This is a genomic window from Porphyromonas crevioricanis (genome assembly GCF_900167225.1).
Lineage (GTDB): Bacteria > Bacteroidota > Bacteroidia > Bacteroidales > Porphyromonadaceae > Porphyromonas > Porphyromonas crevioricanis.
Genome location: NZ_FUXH01000006.1, coordinates 43,095 through 64,373 on the forward strand (window position 1 = coordinate 43,095; position 21,279 = coordinate 64,373).

The 21,279-nt window shown below is 46.1% G+C and carries 15 protein-coding genes; 3 read left to right on the plus strand and 12 right to left on the minus strand.

Annotated elements, in window-relative coordinates:
- Positions 1 to 128: 128 nt before the first annotated feature.
- From B5D48_RS04765 to pnp, 6 genes are all read right to left on the minus strand, one after another.
- Positions 129 to 965, minus strand: a complete 837-nt coding sequence (locus tag B5D48_RS04765) for an FKBP-type peptidyl-prolyl cis-trans isomerase (protein WP_036888272.1) — start codon at positions 963 to 965, stop codon at positions 129 to 131.
- A gap of 113 nt (positions 966 to 1,078) precedes the next feature.
- Complete coding sequence (locus tag B5D48_RS09300; RefSeq protein ID WP_023936949.1) at positions 1,079 to 1,840, minus strand: BamJ family beta-barrel-assembly machinery protein; 762 nt, start codon at positions 1,838 to 1,840, stop codon at positions 1,079 to 1,081.
- 48 nt (positions 1,841 to 1,888) lie between these two features.
- Positions 1,889 to 2,473 carry a BamJ family beta-barrel-assembly machinery protein gene (locus tag B5D48_RS04775; RefSeq protein ID WP_023936950.1) on the minus strand — a complete coding sequence of 195 codons (585 nt, stop codon included), beginning with the start codon at positions 2,471 to 2,473 and terminating at the stop codon, positions 1,889 to 1,891.
- Positions 2,474 to 2,759: 286 nt separating this feature from the next.
- Positions 2,760 to 3,716, minus strand: a complete 957-nt coding sequence (locus B5D48_RS04780; protein ID WP_036888274.1) for a glycosyltransferase family 2 protein — start codon at positions 3,714 to 3,716, stop codon at positions 2,760 to 2,762.
- A gap of 44 nt (positions 3,717 to 3,760) precedes the next feature.
- On the minus strand, positions 3,761 to 4,261 hold the full coding sequence (locus tag B5D48_RS04785; RefSeq protein ID WP_036888275.1) for a DUF4199 domain-containing protein: 501 nt from the start codon (positions 4,259 to 4,261) through the stop codon (positions 3,761 to 3,763).
- A gap of 207 nt (positions 4,262 to 4,468) precedes the next feature.
- Positions 4,469 to 6,685: a polyribonucleotide nucleotidyltransferase gene (gene pnp, locus B5D48_RS04790; protein WP_023935678.1), complete on the minus strand. Its 2,217-nt coding sequence runs from the start codon at positions 6,683 to 6,685 to the stop codon at positions 4,469 to 4,471.
- 448 nt (positions 6,686 to 7,133) lie between these two features.
- On the opposite strand from pnp, the gene B5D48_RS04795 reads away from it, so the two are divergent.
- Together B5D48_RS04795 and B5D48_RS04800 are read left to right on the plus strand one after the other, a co-directional pair.
- The gene (locus B5D48_RS04795) at positions 7,134 to 8,729 is read left to right on the plus strand and encodes a S8 family peptidase (RefSeq protein WP_023935684.1); all 1,596 of its coding nucleotides are present in this window, start codon (positions 7,134 to 7,136) and stop codon (positions 8,727 to 8,729) included.
- Between the two features lie 93 nt (positions 8,730 to 8,822).
- Positions 8,823 to 9,059: a protease inhibitor I9 family protein gene (locus B5D48_RS04800; protein WP_036888073.1), complete on the plus strand. Its 237-nt coding sequence runs from the start codon at positions 8,823 to 8,825 to the stop codon at positions 9,057 to 9,059.
- Positions 9,060 to 9,168: 109 nt separating this feature from the next.
- Here the strand turns inward: B5D48_RS04800 and B5D48_RS04805 are convergent, their stop codons facing one another.
- The 4 genes from B5D48_RS04805 to B5D48_RS04820 are packed head-to-tail and all read right to left on the minus strand — an operon-like array spanning position 9,169 to position 17,118.
- Positions 9,169 to 11,508, minus strand: a complete 2,340-nt coding sequence (locus tag B5D48_RS04805; RefSeq protein WP_023935688.1) for an ATP-dependent helicase — start codon at positions 11,506 to 11,508, stop codon at positions 9,169 to 9,171.
- Positions 11,509 to 11,512: 4 nt separating this feature from the next.
- Complete coding sequence (locus B5D48_RS04810; protein WP_036888278.1) at positions 11,513 to 12,889, minus strand: hypothetical protein; 1,377 nt, start codon at positions 12,887 to 12,889, stop codon at positions 11,513 to 11,515.
- A gap of 35 nt (positions 12,890 to 12,924) precedes the next feature.
- Positions 12,925 to 15,753, minus strand: coding sequence for an excinuclease ABC subunit UvrA (uvrA, locus tag B5D48_RS04815; RefSeq protein WP_023935693.1), 2,829 nt, complete (start codon positions 15,751 to 15,753; stop codon positions 12,925 to 12,927).
- 54 nt (positions 15,754 to 15,807) lie between these two features.
- Complete coding sequence (locus tag B5D48_RS04820) at positions 15,808 to 17,118, minus strand: T9SS type B sorting domain-containing protein (RefSeq protein ID WP_052115827.1); 1,311 nt, start codon at positions 17,116 to 17,118, stop codon at positions 15,808 to 15,810.
- Positions 17,119 to 17,750: 632 nt separating this feature from the next.
- Here B5D48_RS04820 and B5D48_RS04825 point away from each other — a divergent pair.
- Positions 17,751 to 18,020 carry a hypothetical protein gene (locus tag B5D48_RS04825; protein WP_023935701.1) on the plus strand — a complete coding sequence of 90 codons (270 nt, stop codon included), beginning with the start codon at positions 17,751 to 17,753 and terminating at the stop codon, positions 18,018 to 18,020.
- Between the two features lie 233 nt (positions 18,021 to 18,253).
- On the opposite strand, the gene B5D48_RS04830 is transcribed toward B5D48_RS04825, so the two are convergent.
- Positions 18,254 to 19,951: an OmpP1/FadL family transporter gene (locus B5D48_RS04830; RefSeq protein WP_036888076.1), complete on the minus strand. Its 1,698-nt coding sequence runs from the start codon at positions 19,949 to 19,951 to the stop codon at positions 18,254 to 18,256.
- Positions 19,948 to 21,189 carry a hypothetical protein gene (locus B5D48_RS04835; protein WP_023935704.1) on the minus strand — a complete coding sequence of 414 codons (1,242 nt, stop codon included), beginning with the start codon at positions 21,187 to 21,189 and terminating at the stop codon, positions 19,948 to 19,950. Before B5D48_RS04835 ends, B5D48_RS04830 begins: the two co-directional genes overlap by 4 nt.
- Positions 21,190 to 21,279 lie beyond the last annotated feature (90 nt).

The window sequence follows — 21,279 nt, forward strand, 5'->3', positions numbered from 1 at the left end:
AAGGTAAGCATTTGTCCATAAAGGGTTCCGAGCCAGCTCAAAAAGGAAAGACAAAGAGCCTCAGAGGAGAACGAACTCTCCTCCGAGGCTCTTGACTGGGAGCCAAGGGAAAACCCTATTATGCGACTTTATTCAGCATCTTTGAAGTCAAGCAGTTCCACTGTAAAAACAAGTGTACTGAAAGGCTCTATGAGATAAACACTTCTTGAGCCATAAGCCAGCTCTTGAGGAATTACGCATTCCACTTTTTGACCCTTCTTCATCAGCTTGAGCATCTCTGTCCAGCCTGGAATTACCTGACCCAAGCCAAATTCCGCTCCATCTTCATTCTTGTCAAATTCCTTACCATCTATGGTTGTTCCCACATACTTCACCTTAACAACCTGACCATCCTTCGGCATGGCATCGCCAGTACCTTCAGCAATCACACGGTAGATCAATCCTGAATTGGTTTTCTTGCAATCAGAATGCTCTTTGCAGTATTTGGCGATAAATTCTTTCCCAGCATCGATATTCTTGCCATACTGCGCACGCAGCTCACGCTCTTGCTTCTTCTCCTCATTGGCACGAATATAAGAGAGAGCATCCTCTGGAGTCATCAACACGTTAGTAGAATCGGAAAAGAGTGCAGCACGAAATGATGCCAAGAATTTCGCATAATCAATTGTATCATTCTTTATAGACATACGCCTCTGCACACCAGTGATGGCTCCCACCAAATAAGAAAAACGAGTTGTGTCGTTCAGCCCCTCTTCGTAGCCTTTGAAAAAGGCCATAGAGTCAATTGGACGCTTCTGCTGTGCAGAGATCTTAAGATTCTGCATCCATTGAGATCCATCAAATACACCCCAGGCCATAGACAAACTATCTTCGGCAGTCTTGGGTGCCTCTGGAGTAACTGTACGATTACAAGCCACACCGATAAACATCAAACCGGCTGCAGCCGCAACAAATACTTTTTTCATAATCTTTTTATCAGTTGATTTCATACTATTTACTTATCATTCTCTCTCGGAGTAAGAGCAACCTAATATCAAAATCTGAAGAGGAACAAAAAGTTTACTCTTTAACTCAACATTCAGTCTTTGTCTGCCGATACTTCCACTAAGCCTTTTGGCTCCACATACGGTTTCACTTCCAACAACTCTACTTCAAATACGAGGGTGGAATAAGGCTTAATCATACCTCCGGCACCTCTGCTACCATAACCCAACTCTTGAGGAATCACGAGCTCGTACTTAGCTCCCGGACTCATCAGGCAAAGCCCCTCGGTCCAACCCGGGATCACTTGAAGCAGGGCAAAAGTAGCAGGCTCTCCTCTCGAAATAGAACTATCGAACTCTTTGCCATCGATTGTCTTGCCCACATAGTGCACAACAACAGTATCCTGAACTGTCGGTCTTTGTCCATTCCCTTCAAAAATAACCTTATACGCCAATCCACTGGCTGTTGTTTTCACACCTTCCTGCATCTTGTATTCAGACATAAAGGCCTCATTCTCTGCCTTATGAGCCTTCTCCTCTACTTCCTGCATACGACGAAAGTAGTCCGACACCAATGTCTTGGATTGTTCTTGAGAAATCAGAACATCACTACCCTCAAAAGCCTGTTGAAAAGATTTCATCACCAGAGCAAAATCGAGAGAATCTCCAGGGAATTCCTCAAGATTGCGTCTAAAGCCCTCTCCATTCAAAGCCCCTATCGCATAAGCCACAGAGTCGATCTGCGTCTTCAAGACTATTGCATCTTTCTTTTTCTTCTTGGGATTGGCAGCAGAAGCCACCATACAGACTGCACTCACACAAAGAGAACAAGCCAATAGGAAACAAATTCGCTTCATATAAATCCTTATTTATCAGTCAATAATTATTTTCTACATAAAATTAGCTCAAACAATTGCTTGCAGCTCAATATCAAAAATCAAAGTTGAGTTGGGACCAATGGAGGATCCTGCTCCACGCTCGCCATACGCCAATTCACTTGGGATAGTGACACGCCAGGTAGAGCCAACAGGCATCAACTGCAAGACTTCAGTCCAACCTGAAATAACCCCCTTGAGGGGGAATTCGGCTGGCTCTCCTCTTTGCTTAGAGCTGTCAAAAACCTCTCCATTGATTAGCGTACCATGATAGTGGCAACGCACAGTATCTTCGAGCTTCGGTTTGGGACCATCCCCTTTGACCAGAATTTCATATTGCAGACCTGTCTCAGTTGTAGTCACACCTCGTTTCATTCCATTAATTTTAAGAAACTCTTTTCCGGCCTCTTTATTCTGATCTTTTACTCTCTCCTGCAAAGCAGCAAAAAAACTATTCAGGACCTGTTGTGCTTCTTCATAAGTGATTGCAGTCTGTTTTCCGTGCATCACATCATTCATAGCACGTACAAATTCGTCCATATCGACTGTCTCTATACCGGTAGCTCTAAAGTTATTGGCAATGCTCAGACCGAGCGCATAACTAATCTTGTCCATTCTTACTTCTATTACAAATGCATGAATACTCATCAGGTCCTGTCTCCGAGACTTCGAGGGAAGACTGTTTTTTTATTCTCTCCCGACTCAGGTCCGAAACAAGACTCCCAATCGAGGCAAAAGTAGCGAATATTTAATTGAGGGAGGATAAACCAACGAAAACCTCTCAACATGCATGAGAATACGCAGGCCTATTTTTCGCAACCCCTACAAGAGGAGTCGGCCTGCCAAAGCTCACCCACTCCCTACTATTCATGTTTCTTATGATCTTTTGCCTCACTCGCAGTCAAATCTCATGCTCTATCTTGTAAGCATTACGATCGGCAGCCTGTCTACTGATAAGCTCTCCTATAAAACCAGCTAAGAAAAGTTGAGAACCTATGATCATTGCAGTGAGAGAAATGAAAAAATAGGGTCTATCGGTTACTAAGGGAGCAGTGGTTCCTTGTATGATAGCGACAAATTTGATAATCAACACAATCAACAAGGCAATAAAGCCGAGCAAGAAGACCAGAGATCCGAGAAAACCAAAAAAGTGCATTGGCTTCTTACCAAAAGAAGAAGTAAACCAAAGCGTGATCAGATCCAAATACCCATTAAAAAAACGATTGATACCAAACTTAGAACTACCATACTTGCGAGCCTGATGCTGTACCACTTTCTCTCCAATGCGTGTGTATCCGGCCTCCTTGGCCAAATAGGGGATGTATCGGTGCATATCGTTGTAGACCTCGATAGACTTTACCACATTGTTTCTATATGCTTTAAGGCCACAATTGAAGTCATGCAGATTATGTATTCCGGAAATACGCCTGGCTGAGGCATTGAAAAGCTTTGAAGGAAGATTCTTACTAAACTTCGGGTCATAGCGTTTTTTCTTCCAACCACTCACCAAATCGTATCCCTCCTCCGTAATCATGCGATACAAGCCGGGGATTTCCTCTGGACTATCCTGCAAGTCGGCATCCATAGTTATTACGACCTCTCCCTCAGCCCGAGCAAAACCACAATGCAAGCCGGGACTCTTACCATAATTGCGCCGAAATCGGATTGCTCGTACAGCCGGATTGAGTTGGCTCAGTTGCTCAATCACTTGCCAGGAATTATCCTTACTTCCATCATCGACAAATATGATCTCATAGCTCAAGTGATTGCTTTCCATCACTCGACGAATCCAGCTCTCCAGTTCCGGAAGAGATTCGGCCTCATTATACAGAGGAATAACTACTGATACATCTAGCATAGCCATTTAACACTTCTTGTCCACATACACAAAACAAGGAAAAATCAGTTGCGTCTGAGTATGGCAGCAACGGGCAGAGAGAGAAGGATCCCCCAAATACAGTTACTCCAAATATCATTGATCACCCGTTTGATCGGAGAGGTAGAAGTTAGGTTTCTCTGCATTTCCTCCCACACAGAAGAGTCCATCATTGGCCGTAGAACCTCCTCCATTTGCTCCATAAACAAGGGTAAATGTTGTGGCAATATACTGTGGTAGAAATAATAGTGAGGTATCGAAACCAATATGGCAGCAAAAAAGTATAACAAAACCCCGAAACGCCAGCCTTGGCCAAAACTGAAAGCTCTCTCTGGCAAACTATTGCGATATCGCCGAGTCAGATAGTAGGCAACTACGGGGTCCAAAGATGTAAGAGGCAAATAGAGCAGACCCAACAGGGGTGACCTGAAAGCACTCATAAAGAAGACATACTTAATCACCCAAAAAGCTCCAAAAATAAGGCCATAGGTCGCGGCTGCTCCATAGAGACTGGAAGTTCTTTGCATCGAATTGTGTACAGATTGATCTGAGAGCAAAGGTAACATCTTGACTGAGACATTGCAATGAAACTGTTGCACGGGACTCCTTCCTCCCCTGAAACATATCCTTTCTCCCAAGAAGAAGGGGGTGCCACAAATCTCTATTTTGTGGCACCCCCTTTCCCTTTCTATTCTCTACTGGGATGCAGATAATCCCCTTTGCCTATACGTGTATTATCTATGGTGAGAATAACGACGGTCTCCACCATCCTTCTCTCCTCCACGGTCGGGACGATCAGTACGAGCCGGACGCTCCCGTCTCTGTGGCTCCACATAGCCTTCTGGCTTAGGTATCAAAGCTTTGCGAGAGAGCTTGAACTTACCTGTCTTGGCATCTATGTCAAGCAGTTTAATATCCAACTCATCCCCTTCTTTCAACTCGGTCTCCTCTATTGTCTGGAAACGCTTCCAATCAATTTCGGAAATATGCAGCAAGCCTTCTTTGCCGGGGAGAAACTCCACGAAACATCCATAAGACATCACGGAAGTTACCTTGGCATGATAGGTTTCTCCCACCTCCGGCATTACCACGATAGAGCGGACCATAGCCAAAGCAGCCTCCAAAGATTCCTTATTATTGCTACTGATCTCAACTACTCCTTCTCCATTTAGCTCTTCGATATTCACAGAAGCTCCGCTCTTCTCCTGAATACCCTGAATAATCTTTCCACCCGGGCCAATAACAGCACCGATAAATTCCTTGGCGATGTGGAGAACCTCGATACGAGGAGCATGGGGCTTCAGATCTTCACGAACAGCAGGCATAGCTTCTGTAATCTTACCCAGGATATGCATACGTCCAGCCTTGGCTTGTGCCAAAGCATTCTCCAAGATTTCATAGCTGAGCCCATCTACCTTGATGTCCATCTGGGTAGCCGTGATACCATCTTTTGTACCGGTCACCTTGAAGTCCATATCTCCCAAATGGTCTTCATCTCCGAGAATATCGGACAGGATAGCATAATTCTGTCCCTTATTTTCAGAGATCAAACCCATGGCAATACCAGACACAGGTTTTTTGATCTTTACACCAGCATCCATAAGAGCCAAAGTTCCAGCACAAACAGTAGCCATGGAGCTTGAGCCATTAGACTCCAATATATCACTCATAACTCTCACCACATAGGGATAATCAGCCGGAATCATTCGCTTGAGAGCCCGGTGAGCCAAATTACCATGACCTATCTCGCGACGCCCCACACCACGCTGAGGACGGGCCTCTCCTGTGGAGAAAGGAGGGAAGTTGTAGTGCAGCAAAAATCTTTCATAGGAGCGATTAAGGACGTCATCCACAAGCTTTTCGTCACTTTTGGTTCCCAATGTAACAGTGGTAAGAGATTGGGTTTCACCTCGGGTGAAAATAGCTGATCCGTGAGGGCCAGGTAAACATGCCGTTTCTATCCAGATAGGCCGTATCTCAGTTGTCTTTCGGCCATCGAGACGCTTACCTTCGTCCAAGATAGCGCGACGCATCGCTTCCTTTTCTACATCATGGTAATAGCGGTTGATCATCTCTTCTTTTTCCGCCAGCTCTTCCTCTGTATAGCGAGACTTGAATGTTGTCACAATCTCCTCGAATGCCTCGGAACGACTAAACTTGTCAGTTCCGGATGTAGCAATTGCATAAGCCTTGCTGTAACACTCATCGTGCACGAGTTTGCGCAAGTCTTCATCATTTACCTCATGACAGTAAACACGTTTTTCAACTTTTCCGACAGCGGCTTCAAGTTCCTTTTGAACTCGACACTGCTGCTTGATGGCCTCATGTGCGAACTTGATTGCCTCGAGCATTTCACTCTCCTGCACTTCTTCCATTTCGCCCTCCACCATCATGATATTCTCCTCCGTAGCCCCGATCATCATATCGATATCGGCATTCTCAAGCTGCTCAAATGTAGGGTTGATAATCAACTGCCCATTAACACGAGCTACACGCACCTCCGAAATAGGGCCTTCGAATGGGATATCGCTGACAGCCAGGGCTGCCGAAGCAGCCAAACCAGCCAATGCATCAGGCATATCTATACCATCGGAAGAAAACAGAATCACATTGACAAACACTTCTGCGTGATAATCGCTCGGGAAAAGAGGACGCAAAGCCCGGTCCACCAAGCGACAAGTCAAAATCTCATTGTCCGATGCCTTACCCTCTCTTTTGGTAAAGCCTCCAGGAAAGCGGCCAAATGCCGAATATTTCTCTTTGTATTCTACTTGCAAAGGCATAAAGTCGCAGCCAGGATTTGCATCTTTGGCTGCACAAACAGTAGCCAAGAGTACCGTATTACCCATGGTTACTGTCACGGCACCATCAGCCTGTTTAGCCAACTTGCCGGTTTCAATAGTAATAGCACGCCCATCCGGCAACACTATCGTCTTACTGATTACATTCATGAATTTTGTAATGCTTTATTTTTTCACACTCTAAGTTTCGACTGCAAAGGTACACAAATAAACGGCGCTATCATTTTTGATGAGCCTAAAAATCAATGTACTACGGAAGAATATCCCCCCAATCACTCTATTCTTGATTGGCACAGACAGAGAGTTATTGAGATAAAAAAAGAGGAATTGGCGATTGAGCTTTAGCTGTACGAACAAAAATACCAACAAAAAGCCATTTTTTATCCATTCGGATATTTATTCGCCCCAGAGCGAATCTTTTTTGTTTGATATATGAAAAACATACATACATTTGCCATAGAGAAAGAAAAAGAGATCGGAATAAGAGAATCTAGATAGGGTCGGGGTATACAAATCCGATCAACTTGGAGCAGAATACAAAAAGCTTCTCCTCAAGAGAGAACAAGGAGGAGCACATAACGACATAATAAGAGAAAATATGGAAAAGAAGAAAACGTATCTAGTCACCTACACCAGTGGGAACGTGAGCAAGGAAGATGCGATGAGTGTTTTGGGAATCCCCAAGACGAAGTGTAAAGACGGCATCGAAATCTTGAGTCAGGAAAAGGCTCCGGGAGGATCGGATGTCCTGCACTTCGAGAAGATGGGTGTTTCTATGCTGGATTTGTCAGAGACTGAAGTCGCTGAATTGCAACGCAAGGAAGAGGTATTAGCTGTGGAAGAAGATAGAGAAGTCTTCGTATCCTACCTCAGCGAAGAAGAACAAGACCTATTGGAAAGTCTGTTAGAAAGGGCCTACGACGAATCAGACTACAGTTTAGAAGGGAGGTATGCCGATGAAGGATATGAAGATGCAGGGGAGGAGATATCAGCTAGGCGGAACAGAATCCCAGACGGTATCTTGAGGCCTAATATACCAATCCGCCCCCCTCATAAAATACCTCGTCCAGGACCTATCCCAGGACCCATCCCGGGAGATCCCTGTCCGACACCTCCATGGTGGTTCAGGCCTTTGCCCAAGCCTTGGCCTCCTATGAAACCCGAGCGACCTGTAAGACCCGTGCCACCTTTCCCCCCCCTCATCAGTCCATGGAAAAGGGAGATCATGCGCAAAATAATGAATGACGTGTATCAATCCCTATTGAGGAACATCCCCAACAGAGGGTATGAACCTTACACTCCACCTGAGTATCAGGACACTCCTTGGAACATCTCCTTGGTACAAGCTCCTTCCGCATGGAATAGAAAAATCACCGGCAAGGGCGTGAATGTAGCAATCCTGGATACAGGCATTGCCTCTCACGTAGACCTTTCGATATCCGGAGGTGTTTCTTTTGTTCCAGGAGTGAGCAGTTACAGTGATGATCATAGCCACGGAACCCACTGTGCCGGTATTGTTGCAGCAAAAAACAATTCATCCGGAGTGGTGGGTGTAGCACCAGGGGCTAATCTCTATGCAGTAAAAGTGTTGAATAAAAATGGAGCAGGTAGGGATAGCCACATAATAGCGGGATTGGAATGGTGTCTCAAGAACAACATCCATGTAGCCAGCTTGAGCTTAGGATCGTTAAATGGTCCCTCAGTGGCCTACGCATCGACGATAGAGAGATGCCAAAATCAGGGTATAACAGTTGTTGTAGCTGCAGGGAATGATTTTGATAATCCGGAATTCCCTTGGGTAAACTGCCCTGCCAATTCCTTTATAAAGGGTCGCCCTAATGCTAGCCCAATTGCTGTGGGAGCAGTGGATAAGAGAGGTACCATCGCATATTTCTCTTCCAGAGGAACGAGACATTCCGACTGGAACCCTGTCACTTGCGTGGCTCCCGGGTATAGAGTTAACTCTACGATACTCGGCAACTCTTATGGCCTGAAATCAGGGACCAGTATGGCTTGTCCGCACGTTGCTGGTCTGGCTGCATTGCTGACACAACATTTCGAAAAAGTTCCGGCCTCGGAAAGAGTCGCCAAAATCAAACGAGCAATAGCTGCAACATCCATTGACCTTGGAAGCAGTGGATTCGACACCGCCCATGGAGCAGGGCTCATCAATTGCGATGAGGCAACGAAATAAAACCTTTTAGCAGCTTGAGACTGTTTTGGGATTGACTCTCTAAGTCAGTGAACGAAACAGTCTCAAGTTTTTTTGATCAAATACAATACAACCATGGCTAAAATACATCCGCAGTTGGAGCAACTCCTCCAAACAAATGAAGCAAAACCGATGAGTGTACTGCTCGTTATGAAAGAGGATAGCGAAGTAAGCTCTCTTGGGTTGCAGTCCTATAAAACTCTAACCCCTAATGTTATCTCAGCCATTCTAAGCCCCCAAGAGATACGAGAGTTGAGCAAAAAGCCTGAAATCCTCGCAATAGAAGAAGATTCCGAGGTAGAGATTCTCTAAACTCAGGCTTTTGCAAGCCCCGACTGGGAGAAGCCGGTAAGCATAAAGAAAAAAGGTATCAGAATGGTTATTCTGATACCTTTTTCTTTTCTATCGATAAGCAGAACCTTCATCCTATTCTCTTTAATTTGGCAAAGCGAAGCAAAAGCAACTTTTGCCCAACAGTATCGAACAAAACCGTAGCTCTTGCATCGCTCCCCAATCCATCCAAAGATGTGACCACACCGGCTCCAAAACGACTGTGAAGGACTCTGTCTCCGACAGCAAAATCCTCTGTCTCTCCCTCTTGGGTTTCCCCGAAAGATTTTGCCAGAAGATTTCCTCCAGAGGAAATTCTCCTGAGCTTACGACCGGATGTTTTAGGTTGATGCTCGGGCGCATGCTCCATGTCAGTGGCCGGACGCAACATCCATTCCGGACGCTCCTGTCCATTCCCATACTGATCTTTCAAACCAGAGAAAACACCAAGGTTCGACAATTTGCCAGCAGTCCTACAACCTTCTCCCTGCAATTCTTTGATAAAACGGCTTGGTGCACGCATCTCGGAACGACCGGACTGGTAACGGTTATGCGCAAACGTAAGTACACATTTCTCTTTCGCTCGTGTAATGGCGACATAGAGCAACCTTCGCTCCTCCTCCATTTCTCCGGGAGTATTGCACAAAGAACTGGGAAAAAGATTCTCCTCCAAACCAACAACAAAGACATAGGGGAACTCCAGACCTTTGGCTGCGTGAATGGTCATCAAAGTAACCTGATCTTCCTCCTCGTCAGAACGATCCTGATCAGTAAGCAGAGCCATATCATTGAGGAATGAAGTGAGAGTAGGTACACGGCCATCCTCATTTTCTGCTTCTTGATACTGTGCAATGCCACTGAGCAACTCTCGGATATTCTCCTGACGCGAAATACCTTCCACACTCTTGTCTCCGAAATAGAAATCTGCAATACCAGTGTCGGACATCACTTCCCGAACCAATGCTGTCAAATCATCCTGTGCCATCTGCCGCAACCTATCGAGCAATTCGACATAGCCGGAGATCTTGACTATTGCAGATCGCTGAATATTCGCCTCACTCATCCGTGCAGGAGAAGCTATCAATTCCGAGAGAGAGAGCCCCTTCTCTCGGGAAAGTACTCTCAACTTGGCAATCGTTGTATCGCCTATCCCTCGACGTGGAAAATTTATTGTGCGATAGATAGCCTCCTCATCATCAGGATTGACAATGAGTTTCAAATATGCCATAATATCTTTTATCTCCTTGTAGGAGAAAAAAGACATCCCTCCATGTATATGAAAAGGAATAGATTTCTTCCTCAACTCTTGCTCCAAGAGACGAGACTGGGCATTGGTGCGGTAAAGAACTGCCATCTGGGCAAATGGGATGTGCTCACTTTGATGCAATTCACTCAGTTGTTCCGAGATATACACAGCTTCGGTAATATCCGTATAACAAGAATGTACCTCTACCTCATCCCCTTCTGGCCTGGATGAATAAATTTCTTTGGGAATCTGTCGTGTATTGCGAGCGATCAAACGATTGGCCGTGCGCACGATATTTTGTGTACTGCGATAATTCTCCTCCAACTTAAAGAGCCTTGCTGTGGGAAAAGCCTGCTGGAACTTCAAGATATTGTCCAAATTAGCCCCTCGAAAAGAATAGATCGATTGGGCATCGTCTCCTACGGCAAAGACCTTGCCATTCTCGCCCATCAGACGATAAGCAATTTCGTATTGCGCCAAATTGGTATCCTGATACTCATCGATAAGCAGATACTTGGTCTGTGCTCTCATCTCATCCCTCAAATCGGGAAAATCTCTCAAAAGGACATTAGTACAAACCAATATATCATCGAAATCAACAGCATTAGAAGCTCTCAATCGAGACTGATAGAGGGAATAGACATCTGCAAATCGACCAACTCTATTCTTTGCATCATAAGCAACAAACTCCCTGTTCTCTGCATACTCGCGAGCATCTATCAAGCGATTCTTGGCATTGGATATTCGTGACAAACAGAATTTGGGTGTATAGACCTTATCATCCAACAGCAAATCCTTGACAACAAGTTTGACAAGCGACTTCTGATCCACAGTATCATAAACGGTAAGATCCGACTTCAGTCCAAGCCTTTCGGCATGATTCCTGATCTCTCTCAAAAAAATGGAATGGAAAGTACCAACTCTGAAATTCCAAGGCAGTCGCATATTCAATTCCCTGGAAATTCGCTCTTTCATCTCTTTGGCAGCCTTGTTGGTGAAAGTGAGAGCCATGATGTCCTGGGGTAACAGCCCCTGTTGCAGCAAGTGGATCACCTTAGCCACCAACACACGCGTCTTGCCGGAGCCAGCTCCGGCAATAACTAGAGCTGGCCCGGAGATATACTCCACAGCTTCTCGCTGCGCCGGACTCAAATGGTCGAGATAGGTCTCTTGTCCCTCTGTCACCTGTCTATATGCACCTTTTGAGTAGCTCCAATAATTTCTCTCTGGCAGTCTGATCTTCCAATACCTGACCCAAGGCTGCGATAAAATCACTCACCTTTTTGTTGTTGGTCTCAATACCGGGAGTCAGGACATTCGGCACCATTCGCATCAGATCCTTGGTTGTCCTTGTGATATCCTCCTTGTCGTGGAAAAAAACAAAAGGAGCTAAGAGGTCGGGCAAATTGGATCCGTCATTATGCAGAGGGAAAATGGGTCTATACTGGTGAATGAACTTGTAGAACGGCCCTAACACATATGGATTGATATGCTGCAAAATAGAAGACAGCTGCACGGGCGTAAGGGCTGAGATATTAGAGATACGCATGTACAAATGTTCGGTCTTGAATCTCTTCAGAGCCGAAGAAACCGGATTGCGCCACTCTTTCAGATTATCGGCCTTATCCACATACACGAAAGAGCTGGTAGGGCTTGTTGTATATACCTGCTTGGCAAACTGTTGGTCTATGACCACCTGTATAGGCAGGTCATCCAAACCGGACTGATCGAGCAAAGCTCTCCAGTAATTCAGGCGAATCACATCCTCCACAAGGATTATACCCAAAGGCTCATGATCAGTCTCAATTGTACATATAGCCTCTGCCAAAGCCAGTATTTCATGTGCAACGACAGTATCTGTGATATTGACTATCAAACCATATCCCTGGTGACAATAATCATAAACCTTAGCTCTCAAAGACTCGGGCAGCTGCATGGCATAGGGGGTATCCACCTTATGTGTCGGGAAAAGCTGCTCTACATTTTTCTCCCAGACAATTTGGTCGTTTATCTGCCGTGCAAACTCAAACACGTCTTCGTAACAACGAAAAGAACTGTCAATGGCAATCGCCCGTTCGCAAATCTCATCCAAGTCTTTATACCTCTCAACGGGCAACGTATCATCCTCGGAGAAATATTCCCTCTTGAGAGCATTAAATTCCCGACTAAAATTATCTCCAACTCGGAATTTGATAGACCGACCTCCCTTATAACTCACATAAATAGAGGAATAGGGAGCCGAATAGGTAATATTGGCCCATGGGTATCCGGGGACCTCTTGAGCCAAATGCATTGTTACCGATTCTATATGCTTGCAAGTACCCAAACCGTTGGTGCGAAAATCCAGACAAGAGCAGTAATTTTTGTCCGATCTCACCCCACGAAATGCGACCTTGTACTTGCCTGTACCGCTGTACACCAGATAGTCGCCCCAGATACGGTTGTCATCCAGGTGCTCTATCTGAAAATTCGCCTCGGCAGCGCTTTCTCTTCTAAGCTGAGCCTGCCATTCCTCCACACTCATCCCTTCCGGACAAATCTTATTCGAAAGTCTCGATTCATTCATTTTCAAGTCCATAAACTACCAATACATTATTAGGTTCAGGTTAACGCAACTGCTTTCTCATCAGTGCTACGCTCCAACTCTTCTTTCAGATAAATGGCAGTACTGCCTCTTCCACAAGTGATCAAATTCTCTGGCGTTCCTTCGAAGACGAGCTGCCCTCCTTGCGCTCCCCCTTCGGGACCTATATCCACAATATAGTCTGCACACTTGATCACATCCATGTTATGCTCAATCACAATCACCGTATTGCCGCGGTGAACCAATCTATTCAAAATATCCAGCAACACTCTGATATCTTCAAAATGCAGGCCGGTGGTCGGCTCATCGAGGATATACACGGTGCGTCCGGTGTCTTTTTTCATCAATTCCGTGGCAAGCTTCACTCTCTGGCTCTCTCCTCCCGAGAGCGTTGCTGATGGCTGACCCAACTTGATGTAGCCAAGCCCTACGCTTTTCAACACATCCAACTTGCGTCTTATCTGTGGAACCTGGTCAAAAAACTCTATGGCCACATTGATGGTCATATCCAACACATCCGCTATAGACTTCCCCTTGTAGCGCACCTCAAGGGTTTCTCTACTGTATCGCTTACCACCGCAATCTTCACAAGGCACCAATACATCGGGCAGGAAATTCATAGCAATGCTTTTGAAGCCATTGCCACTACAGGTTTCGCATCTTCCACCAGCCACGTTGAAAGAAAACCGACCCGGTTTGTAGCCACGAGCCTTACCCTCCGGCAAAGCTACAAATAAGGCTCGAATATCGGTAAACAGCCCTGTGTAAGTAGCTGGATTGCTGCGAGGAGTCTTCCCAATAGGAGACTGATCTACTGCTATCACCTTATCTACATGCTCCACTCCTTGCAGTTCCTTGTAAGGCAAAGGTTTTTCGAGAGATCGATAAAGATGCTGGCTCAGGATAGGATAGAGCGTTTCGTTGATGAGGGTACTTTTGCCACTACCTGAGACTCCAGTCACACAAATAAGAGTACCAAGAGGGAAATGCACATCCAAACTTTTGAGGTTATTCCCCATAGCACCCTTGAGTACCAGCTCCACTCCTTTTCCCTTTCGTCTCTCGACAGGTACGGAGATTTCTCTCCTCCCTACAAGATAATCGGCTGTAAGTCCGCTTGCCGAAACAATTCCCTGCGGTGCACCGGCATATACGATCTCCCCTCCCTTACGACCGGCCTCTGGTCCCATATCAATCAAGTAGTCGGCATGCAGCATCATATCTCTGTCATGCTCTACGACAATTACGGTATTACCAATATCTCTTAGCTTCTCCAAGGCGTGTATCAATCGAATATTATCTCGCTGATGCAAGCCAATACTGGGTTCATCAAGAATATAAATAACCTCCACCAGTTGCGTTCCAATTTGGGTAGCCAGACGAATACGCTGGCTCTCTCCTCCGGAAAGCGTTGCTGCCGGCCTATCCAAAGAGAGATAGCCCAAACCTACATCCAGAAGAAACTCCAGCCTTCCTCTAATTTCTTTGAGAACCTCTGTGGCAATAGCTCTCTGTCGCCCCTCCAATTTATCTTCCAATGTCTCTACCCATGCATAGAGGGAACGAATATCCATGTGGCTGACCTGCCCGATATTAAGTCCATCAATGCGGTAGTATAAGGCCTCCTTATTGAGTCTGAAGCCACTACATTCGGGGCAGACTTCCGGCCTTAGAAATTCTTCTATATCCCGACGAAACTCCACCGGCATATCAGGATCCATACGAGCATCCAGAAGAAGGCTTTGCAAACCGGCAAAGGAAAAGTCTGAAGAGTTGTTCTCCTCCAACTCATCTGTACCGAAAAACAATTCTTTGACAAATGGTTCCGGCAAGTCCTTTATGGGCACAGAAAGCGACAAACCATGTTTCCGACAAAGGGTCTCCACCGTATCCCAAGTATAGGTGTTTCTGTATTTGCCAAGAGCAGCAATCCCTCCGGCTCGGATACTAAGATTCGGATCCGGGAATATCCGTTCCCGATTCGGCACAGTTACCACTCCCAATCCCTTACAGCAAGGGCAGTAGCCTTGGGCCGAATTGAAAGAAAAGTTGTGTGGAGCAGGATCACGATAGGCGATACCCGTGGAGGGACACATCAGCGAACGACTGTAGTAGCGTTGCTCCGAACTATCTACATCGACTATCATTATCAATCCGTCTCCCTCTCTCAGTGCCAAAGCAATCGAAGAAGCCAAACGCTCCCGATCAGCCTCTCCACGAATATGGATCTTGTCTATCTGCACCTCTATGGAGTGAAGCTTGTAACGATCCAACTTCATTCCCAGATATATCTCCCTAATCTCCCCATCAATACGGACATTGGGATAACCTTTGCGACGAAGTCTCTCGAAAAGCTCCTTGTAATGTCCTTTACGCTCTCTGACCACCGGAGCCAAGACAATAATTCGCTTCCCTACATATCTCTTCATGCAGAGGTCTATGATCTGCTCCTCTGTATGTTTGATCATTTTTTCTCCACTGGCCCAAGAATAAGCAGTACCGGCTCTGGCATACAGCAAGCGAAAGAAATCGTATATATCCGTCACCGTACCTACTGTGGAGCGGGGGTTACGATTGGTCGTTTTCTGCTCAATGGAAACCACCGGTCCCAATCCCCTTATCTCATCCACATCGGGACGCTCCATTCCTCCAGAGAGAAAACCTCGGGCATAGGCCCCAAAGGTCTCTATGTAACGACGTTGCCCCTCGGCATAGAGTGTATCGAAAGCAAGAGAAGACTTACCACTGCCACTCAAACCGGTAATCACGGTGAGTGCATGTCTCGGTATCCGGACGTCTATCTCTTTCAAATTATGTTCTCTGGCTGCGTATACTTCTATATCCATCTTATAAAAACTCCCCACTAATCCTTCCCTTCGATCTTAAATCTCCACCCATGACTATTGCGTGGGTTGGGATTCAGCCCCATCATAGCCAATGATATTGATATGCCCTCTTTCGCTGTACTCATGCCCATCGGCTCCTTTGGCCGATATTACATAGAAATATACACCCGGAGATACTAGCCGACCATTGTATTTGCCATCCCATCCTCCGTCCGGATCCTGCCAGCTGTATAGCAGCAGCCCGTTCCGATCATATATTTGGGCTTTGAAAGAAACCAATGAACGGTGTTGTACACGGAAAATATCATTGATACCGGCAGAAGCTCCCGGACTAAAAGCATTCGGCACTTCAAGCATCGACTCTCTGATCTTCACAGCACGACTAAAGCCATGGTCGCTGCAACTATGATCCCTATTGCTAACCTCAAGAGCAATCATATACTCCCCGGCCTGCTCGAATGTGTAATCGAAACTCTTGCCCAAATAGCGAACAACAGCCTCCTCTTTAGTCTTCCCCTGTGGATAAATAAACCATGAATAGAGAGAGGCCGATGGCTCATTGGCAAAAACATCCATCTGCACATGCAAGGGGGCTGAAGCATCAGCCAAGAGCTTGTCAAGATCGGGCTTCTCCTCTTTATCAGGCTGACTGCTACGAATAACATCTATGTATGGATGCAAGTCCAACCGCTTGGTTAGATAATGCTCCGTGTACAAGGGTTGGAGAGTAACACCTAAAGCCGCAGCGAAATTGTCTCCCTCCAAACTGTATGCAGCATCGACGAGAGAAGCCGGCAACTCAGCACGACTGCCCACTGCATCCACGTCATAAACGCTCTGCTTATCGGTATAGCTACGACTCTTCTCCTCCCAAACCCAATCGGGGTAGACAAATCGTAGTTTCCGCTCCAAGCCTTTCTCCATACCAGCAGGAGTATGGTAGCGAATCTGTCGTATATCTCCCTCCCACTCAATAACAACTAGACTGCATGGATCAGGTTGCTCTTGGGCTACCCGAATGGCAGCTGGCAACGGGTAAGAAGAATAATCAACAATCCAGTAGGCTTGCAAATCCCCATTTCCCGATTTCACAAAGTAGCCAGTAGCGTTCTCCGGCTTATCCACCACAAAGACTCCATCCGAAGGAGAAGAAGACAACAACACCGCCGTCTCTGCTGACGAGACATAGCTCCAAAGCTGAGAGCCGGGGGGAGCTGACAGAATAAGCCGAGCATTATCAAGAGAAGCCAAGAGATGTACCTCTACTCGACCAAATTTGTCCTCTACAGCCTTATGAGAACGCACCCCCTCCACCCTCAACTGTGCTTCGAGCGGAAGAGCCACACTCACCCACAGCAAGACCATTGACAGAAAGCCTTGCAGAAATCTTAAACGACCCCTCCAAAAATGGTGCAAAGTATTTGGCATCACGGACAAACGGTACATAGCAACACAAAGGTAATAAGAAAGAGAAAGCACAAGTAGTAGAGAATGACACAAGAAGAAGTCTATCATGCGATAGCTTATCAAGGGCAATTTTTTCCAAGAATTTTCCGGACAACACCTCGTTTAGAAAGATGCATATATGTTTATTTATGCGTCTTCGCCAGAGCCTTTTTTCGGAGCAAAATGAGACTTATGCACCTGAAGTTTCTTCCTCTTTTTGATTCCTATGGGGTCTGTTTTTCTGTGACACCGGAAAAAGCAAAAATTCTCTCCTGAGAGAATTTTTGCTAACACAGGAGAGAATAAAATTTTTCTCCTGTGAAAAATTTGACCCTCTCAGAATACCGATGAACAGGGCTTTTTGAGAGAGAGGATCGGAAGGGGTAAAAAAGAAAATATGGGGTTGGGTATTCGTGAGCTTTTCCCTCGATTTTTCTTGCTCAGAGCCCGGATGAAACTTTACAAATTATATCGAATTGATCTCGTATTTCCCTCCCCTTGGCGAGTTTCTTTTTGATCCCACTATGACTTAGCATTGCGTGGATGAATCTATGGACACCAATGCTGAAATCTCAATCACCCCAAAAGAAGCAATGGATATTGTTGTCACTTTCTGGACGAGTATGGGTACGGCCAACACCAGGGCCACCACATATAGATACAAGTTCCAGTCAGGTGACTTTTATCTCATCGGTGAACAAAGTGACAGTTTTAACCGTATGACCGGGGAGGGAGAAAATGTCAATATCAATTATCTCACCGGACAAAAAAGTATCACAACAGGCAACATGATCGAAAATACTGGTATGAAACTCAAGTGAATTAAAATCAAGAAGGAGCCGTTGCGCCTCTCAGGATCATTCTATAGTGTAACAATGCTACAAATGAGAATAAAATAGCCCTCCCACTGTCTCCTAATCGAGAAAGGAGGCTGTACCAACGAAGTGAGCCCTGAAAGTTTTTATCCAACTTTCAGGGCTCGCTTCGTTTTTTTAAGATTGCAGCAAAAGCTTCAACAGCCTTTTTGCCGAACTCTGCAGAATGCAGGAATTTCTCAGAAACGGTAGGCCAAGGTAGCCGATATAGTCATCTTGTCTCTATTCAGAGTTATTGGTTTTTGAGTAAAACGTGGCTCTACCAGCCCTGCTGGTGAACCTAACAAGGCTCCCTCATCATTGATAAAGGGGAAGGTAATCAGATGGCTTTCATAACGCTGCCATACCAAAGCCATATCAAGGCTCCACTCTGGAGTGATTCGATACCCCCAACCCAATGTATATGCAGAACTCTTGCCCGGTAAAACATAGTGAGGAGTGGTACCAGCTACCAAAACCTCTTGCTCTTGTGAACCGGAAAAATTGGTAAGTCTCTTGTTCTTCACCGGCTGAGAACCTTGCATCGTACCGGCACGGAGACTGAGGCGATTGGTCAGCCTGAACTCTGCCCCCAGACGGAATATATGTTCTGAACCAAAATCCTCCTTGATTGCACTATTATCGGCCTGATAGGCTGACGCAACCTCATCGTCACTCAACTTGGCTGTACCGACATCAATATATTCGTAATCGGCACTCAAAACAGCTCGCTGCCCAAGGATCAATGCCGCAGAAGCAGCGAAACGCCCGGGAGTCCTCATAGAAAAGCGATTCAAACCATCTTCAGACTGTACCTTCAGGTCCTTGACCACATTGCCATGCTCATCCAATAAGGCTCGATCTCCACCATAGCGAGAAGAAGCCGTGGCACGGAAATCTCTCTCCATAGACCACCATGTAGGCGAATGATAGGCAGCTCCCAAGCGAAGTTCGGGAACAGGAGCATAGATAACACCCACACTCAATCCCATACCAACACCTTTGGATTCTACCAAACCATCGAGACCCAAATAATCTTCCTTTCCATCACTATCATCCTTCAAAAACCACTCGGTATAGTTACTCTTACCCTGATAGGAGATTGAATGAATATCCAAACCTGAACCAAAATAGAAGGTCTCTCCTATACCAACTCCGATATTCATATCGTAGCGGAACTTGCTACCACTCTCTTCCAACCACATCTCTCCAGCTGTGGGCAATTCGATTTTGTCTCCATAGACATAGCGCGGAAAGTAAACTCCACCAGCTTCATCATTGGAATCTATCCAACCTCCCTCATAAGCGAGGATACCGAGCCAAGGAATCCGAGGATTATTGAAGTTCTTTGCTCCCAAATCCTTGTGCGAAATCAGCCCACCAGTACGGTTCTGAATATTGTTGAGCATTGCCGATACATAATCGGCCAAGGAAGCTCCGGGATTGGCAGCGGAAATATTCACTTTGCGACTAAAGTCGTATTCTCGCTGGAAGCCGAACCCCAAGGAAACATCCGTATCATCGGAAGTCGGCAACAACATAACCAGAGACAACTCACTAAAAGTAAGATGGGAGGTATTATCATCTCCCTTCTTCCCCATCCATTCAGCCCCATGGGAATGGCGTTCTAAATCTGAAGAAAAAGAAAGCCCGAAATACCTACGATTGAGCCCCAAACCGGCAGGGTTCTGCCTAACCGAAGAGAAATCGGCACCCACAGCTCCCATAGCTCCAGCCATACCTTTGTAACGAGAAGAGCCGGCAAGCTCCGAACGACTATAACGAACCACGTCTGTCTCCGACTGCGCACTGGAGATAAAAGGAGTCAGGGACAAAGATGTCGCTACAAGCAGGGCAATAAACAGCCCTCTACTACATGTCATAAATATAGATTTCATCTGCTACGTGTATATGATGATCTGGAAGATGCATTACTGCCACTGCGAGAGGAAGTACTATAACTCCCACTCGATGAGCTACTGCGAGAAGGGGTACTGTAGCTATTGCTGCGAGATGGCGAAGAGCTACCACTACTACGAGATGGAGTGGAATATCTACCACTGCCACTATCATAATTCCTACGAGAAGGAGTGTTATAGTTGCCACTCGAATTGCGCGATGGAGAAGAATATCTACCACGGCGGTTACTGTCGTAACTGCCACGTGAGGGAGAATCATAGCGATTGCTACGTGAAGGGCTGTTGTAACGTCCCTGTCTGTCACTGTTGTAGCGACTGCGAGAGGGGGTACTGAAACGATCACGGTTGTTATTGCGGTCATAATTACCCCGACTGTCCCGATCATAAGTGGATCGTGAATGGTGACGACGCTCATAGGTATTGCCCCGATCATAGTAATAGTTGTTAGACCGAGAACCGTGTGAGAAGTTACGGTAGCGATAGTTGTCGTAGCCGATTCTATAGCCATCGTAGAAACCATGATGGTAACCCCAATCCCATCCCCAACCGGGATAAGGATAGGAAGGACCATACCAGCCATACCAACCACCCCAACGAGGGCCTCTCCAACCCCAATGCCAACTCCAGCCCCAACCGGGATAATAATCCCAACCGGTATACCAAGGATAGTAAGAGTTAGGCCACCAAGGATCATAAACGCCCCAGCAAGAGGAAGCGCCTACATACAGATTAACATAAGTGTTTCCATCGTCGTAACAACCTCTGTCGTACTCATAACCGTGGCAACCATAGTCATCTATATATATGTTCACTTCATCGGCATTTCTTACTCTCACATCCGGGTCATAGAAGCGACTCAAGCGACGAGAGTAGACTCCCGGACCGGCACAGCGATGTGGTCTCCTCTTTCGCTCTACTTTCGCTTGTCTTTTCACTTCGGCTTTCTGTACATCGCCTTGTCTACGCCTATTGTAAGCCTCCAGTTCAGCATCACTGGCAATTGGGTAGACCCCTTCGGAGACTTCCTGTGCATAAGCATCACGCCGAGCCTCTTCGAGGTCCTGGGCTCCCTTCTTCGCGCCTGTCTTGTAATCCTTTACTATACGGCCTCTTGTGTTGTAGACATCGTCTACATAGGGATCCTCGTTTTGAGCGTACAAACTACCACCCATGGTTAGTAGCATCCCCAGCAGAAGTATCAGCTTATTCGTTTTCATGACTCTATTCCTTCCGTATTATGAGGTTTAACCTATTCATCTTCACTTCACGGAGAGCACGCATTGCACAGCACTCCCTTCATCTACTTG

Excerpts from the sequence above, each read along its gene's own strand:
- B5D48_RS04765 (WP_036888272.1), bottom strand. The coding sequence starts at position 965 with ATGAAAAAAGTATTTGTTGCGGCTGCAGCCGGTTTGATGTTTATCGGT.
- B5D48_RS09300 (WP_023936949.1), bottom strand. The coding sequence starts at position 1,840 with ATGAAGCGAATTTGTTTCCTATTGGCTTGTTCTCTTTGTGTGAGTGCA.
- B5D48_RS04775 (WP_023936950.1), bottom strand. The coding sequence starts at position 2,473 with ATGGACAAGATTAGTTATGCGCTCGGTCTGAGCATTGCCAATAACTTT.
- B5D48_RS04780 (WP_036888274.1), bottom strand. The coding sequence starts at position 3,716 with ATGCTAGATGTATCAGTAGTTATTCCTCTGTATAATGAGGCCGAATCT.
- B5D48_RS04785 (WP_036888275.1), bottom strand. The coding sequence starts at position 4,261 with ATGCAAAGAACTTCCAGTCTCTATGGAGCAGCCGCGACCTATGGCCTT.
- pnp (WP_023935678.1), bottom strand. The coding sequence starts at position 6,685 with ATGAATGTAATCAGTAAGACGATAGTGTTGCCGGATGGGCGTGCTATT.
- B5D48_RS04795 (WP_023935684.1), top strand. The coding sequence starts at position 7,134 with ATGGAAAAGAAGAAAACGTATCTAGTCACCTACACCAGTGGGAACGTG.
- B5D48_RS04800 (WP_036888073.1), top strand. The coding sequence starts at position 8,823 with ATGGCTAAAATACATCCGCAGTTGGAGCAACTCCTCCAAACAAATGAA.
- B5D48_RS04810 (WP_036888278.1), bottom strand. The coding sequence starts at position 12,889 with ATGAATGAATCGAGACTTTCGAATAAGATTTGTCCGGAAGGGATGAGT.
- uvrA (WP_023935693.1), bottom strand. The coding sequence starts at position 15,753 with ATGGATATAGAAGTATACGCAGCCAGAGAACATAATTTGAAAGAGATA.
- B5D48_RS04820 (WP_052115827.1), bottom strand. The coding sequence starts at position 17,118 with ATGGTCTTGCTGTGGGTGAGTGTGGCTCTTCCGCTCGAAGCACAGTTG.
- B5D48_RS04825 (WP_023935701.1), top strand. The coding sequence starts at position 17,751 with ATGGACACCAATGCTGAAATCTCAATCACCCCAAAAGAAGCAATGGAT.
- B5D48_RS04830 (WP_036888076.1), bottom strand. The coding sequence starts at position 19,951 with ATGAAATCTATATTTATGACATGTAGTAGAGGGCTGTTTATTGCCCTG.
- B5D48_RS04835 (WP_023935704.1), bottom strand. The coding sequence starts at position 21,189 with ATGAAAACGAATAAGCTGATACTTCTGCTGGGGATGCTACTAACCATG.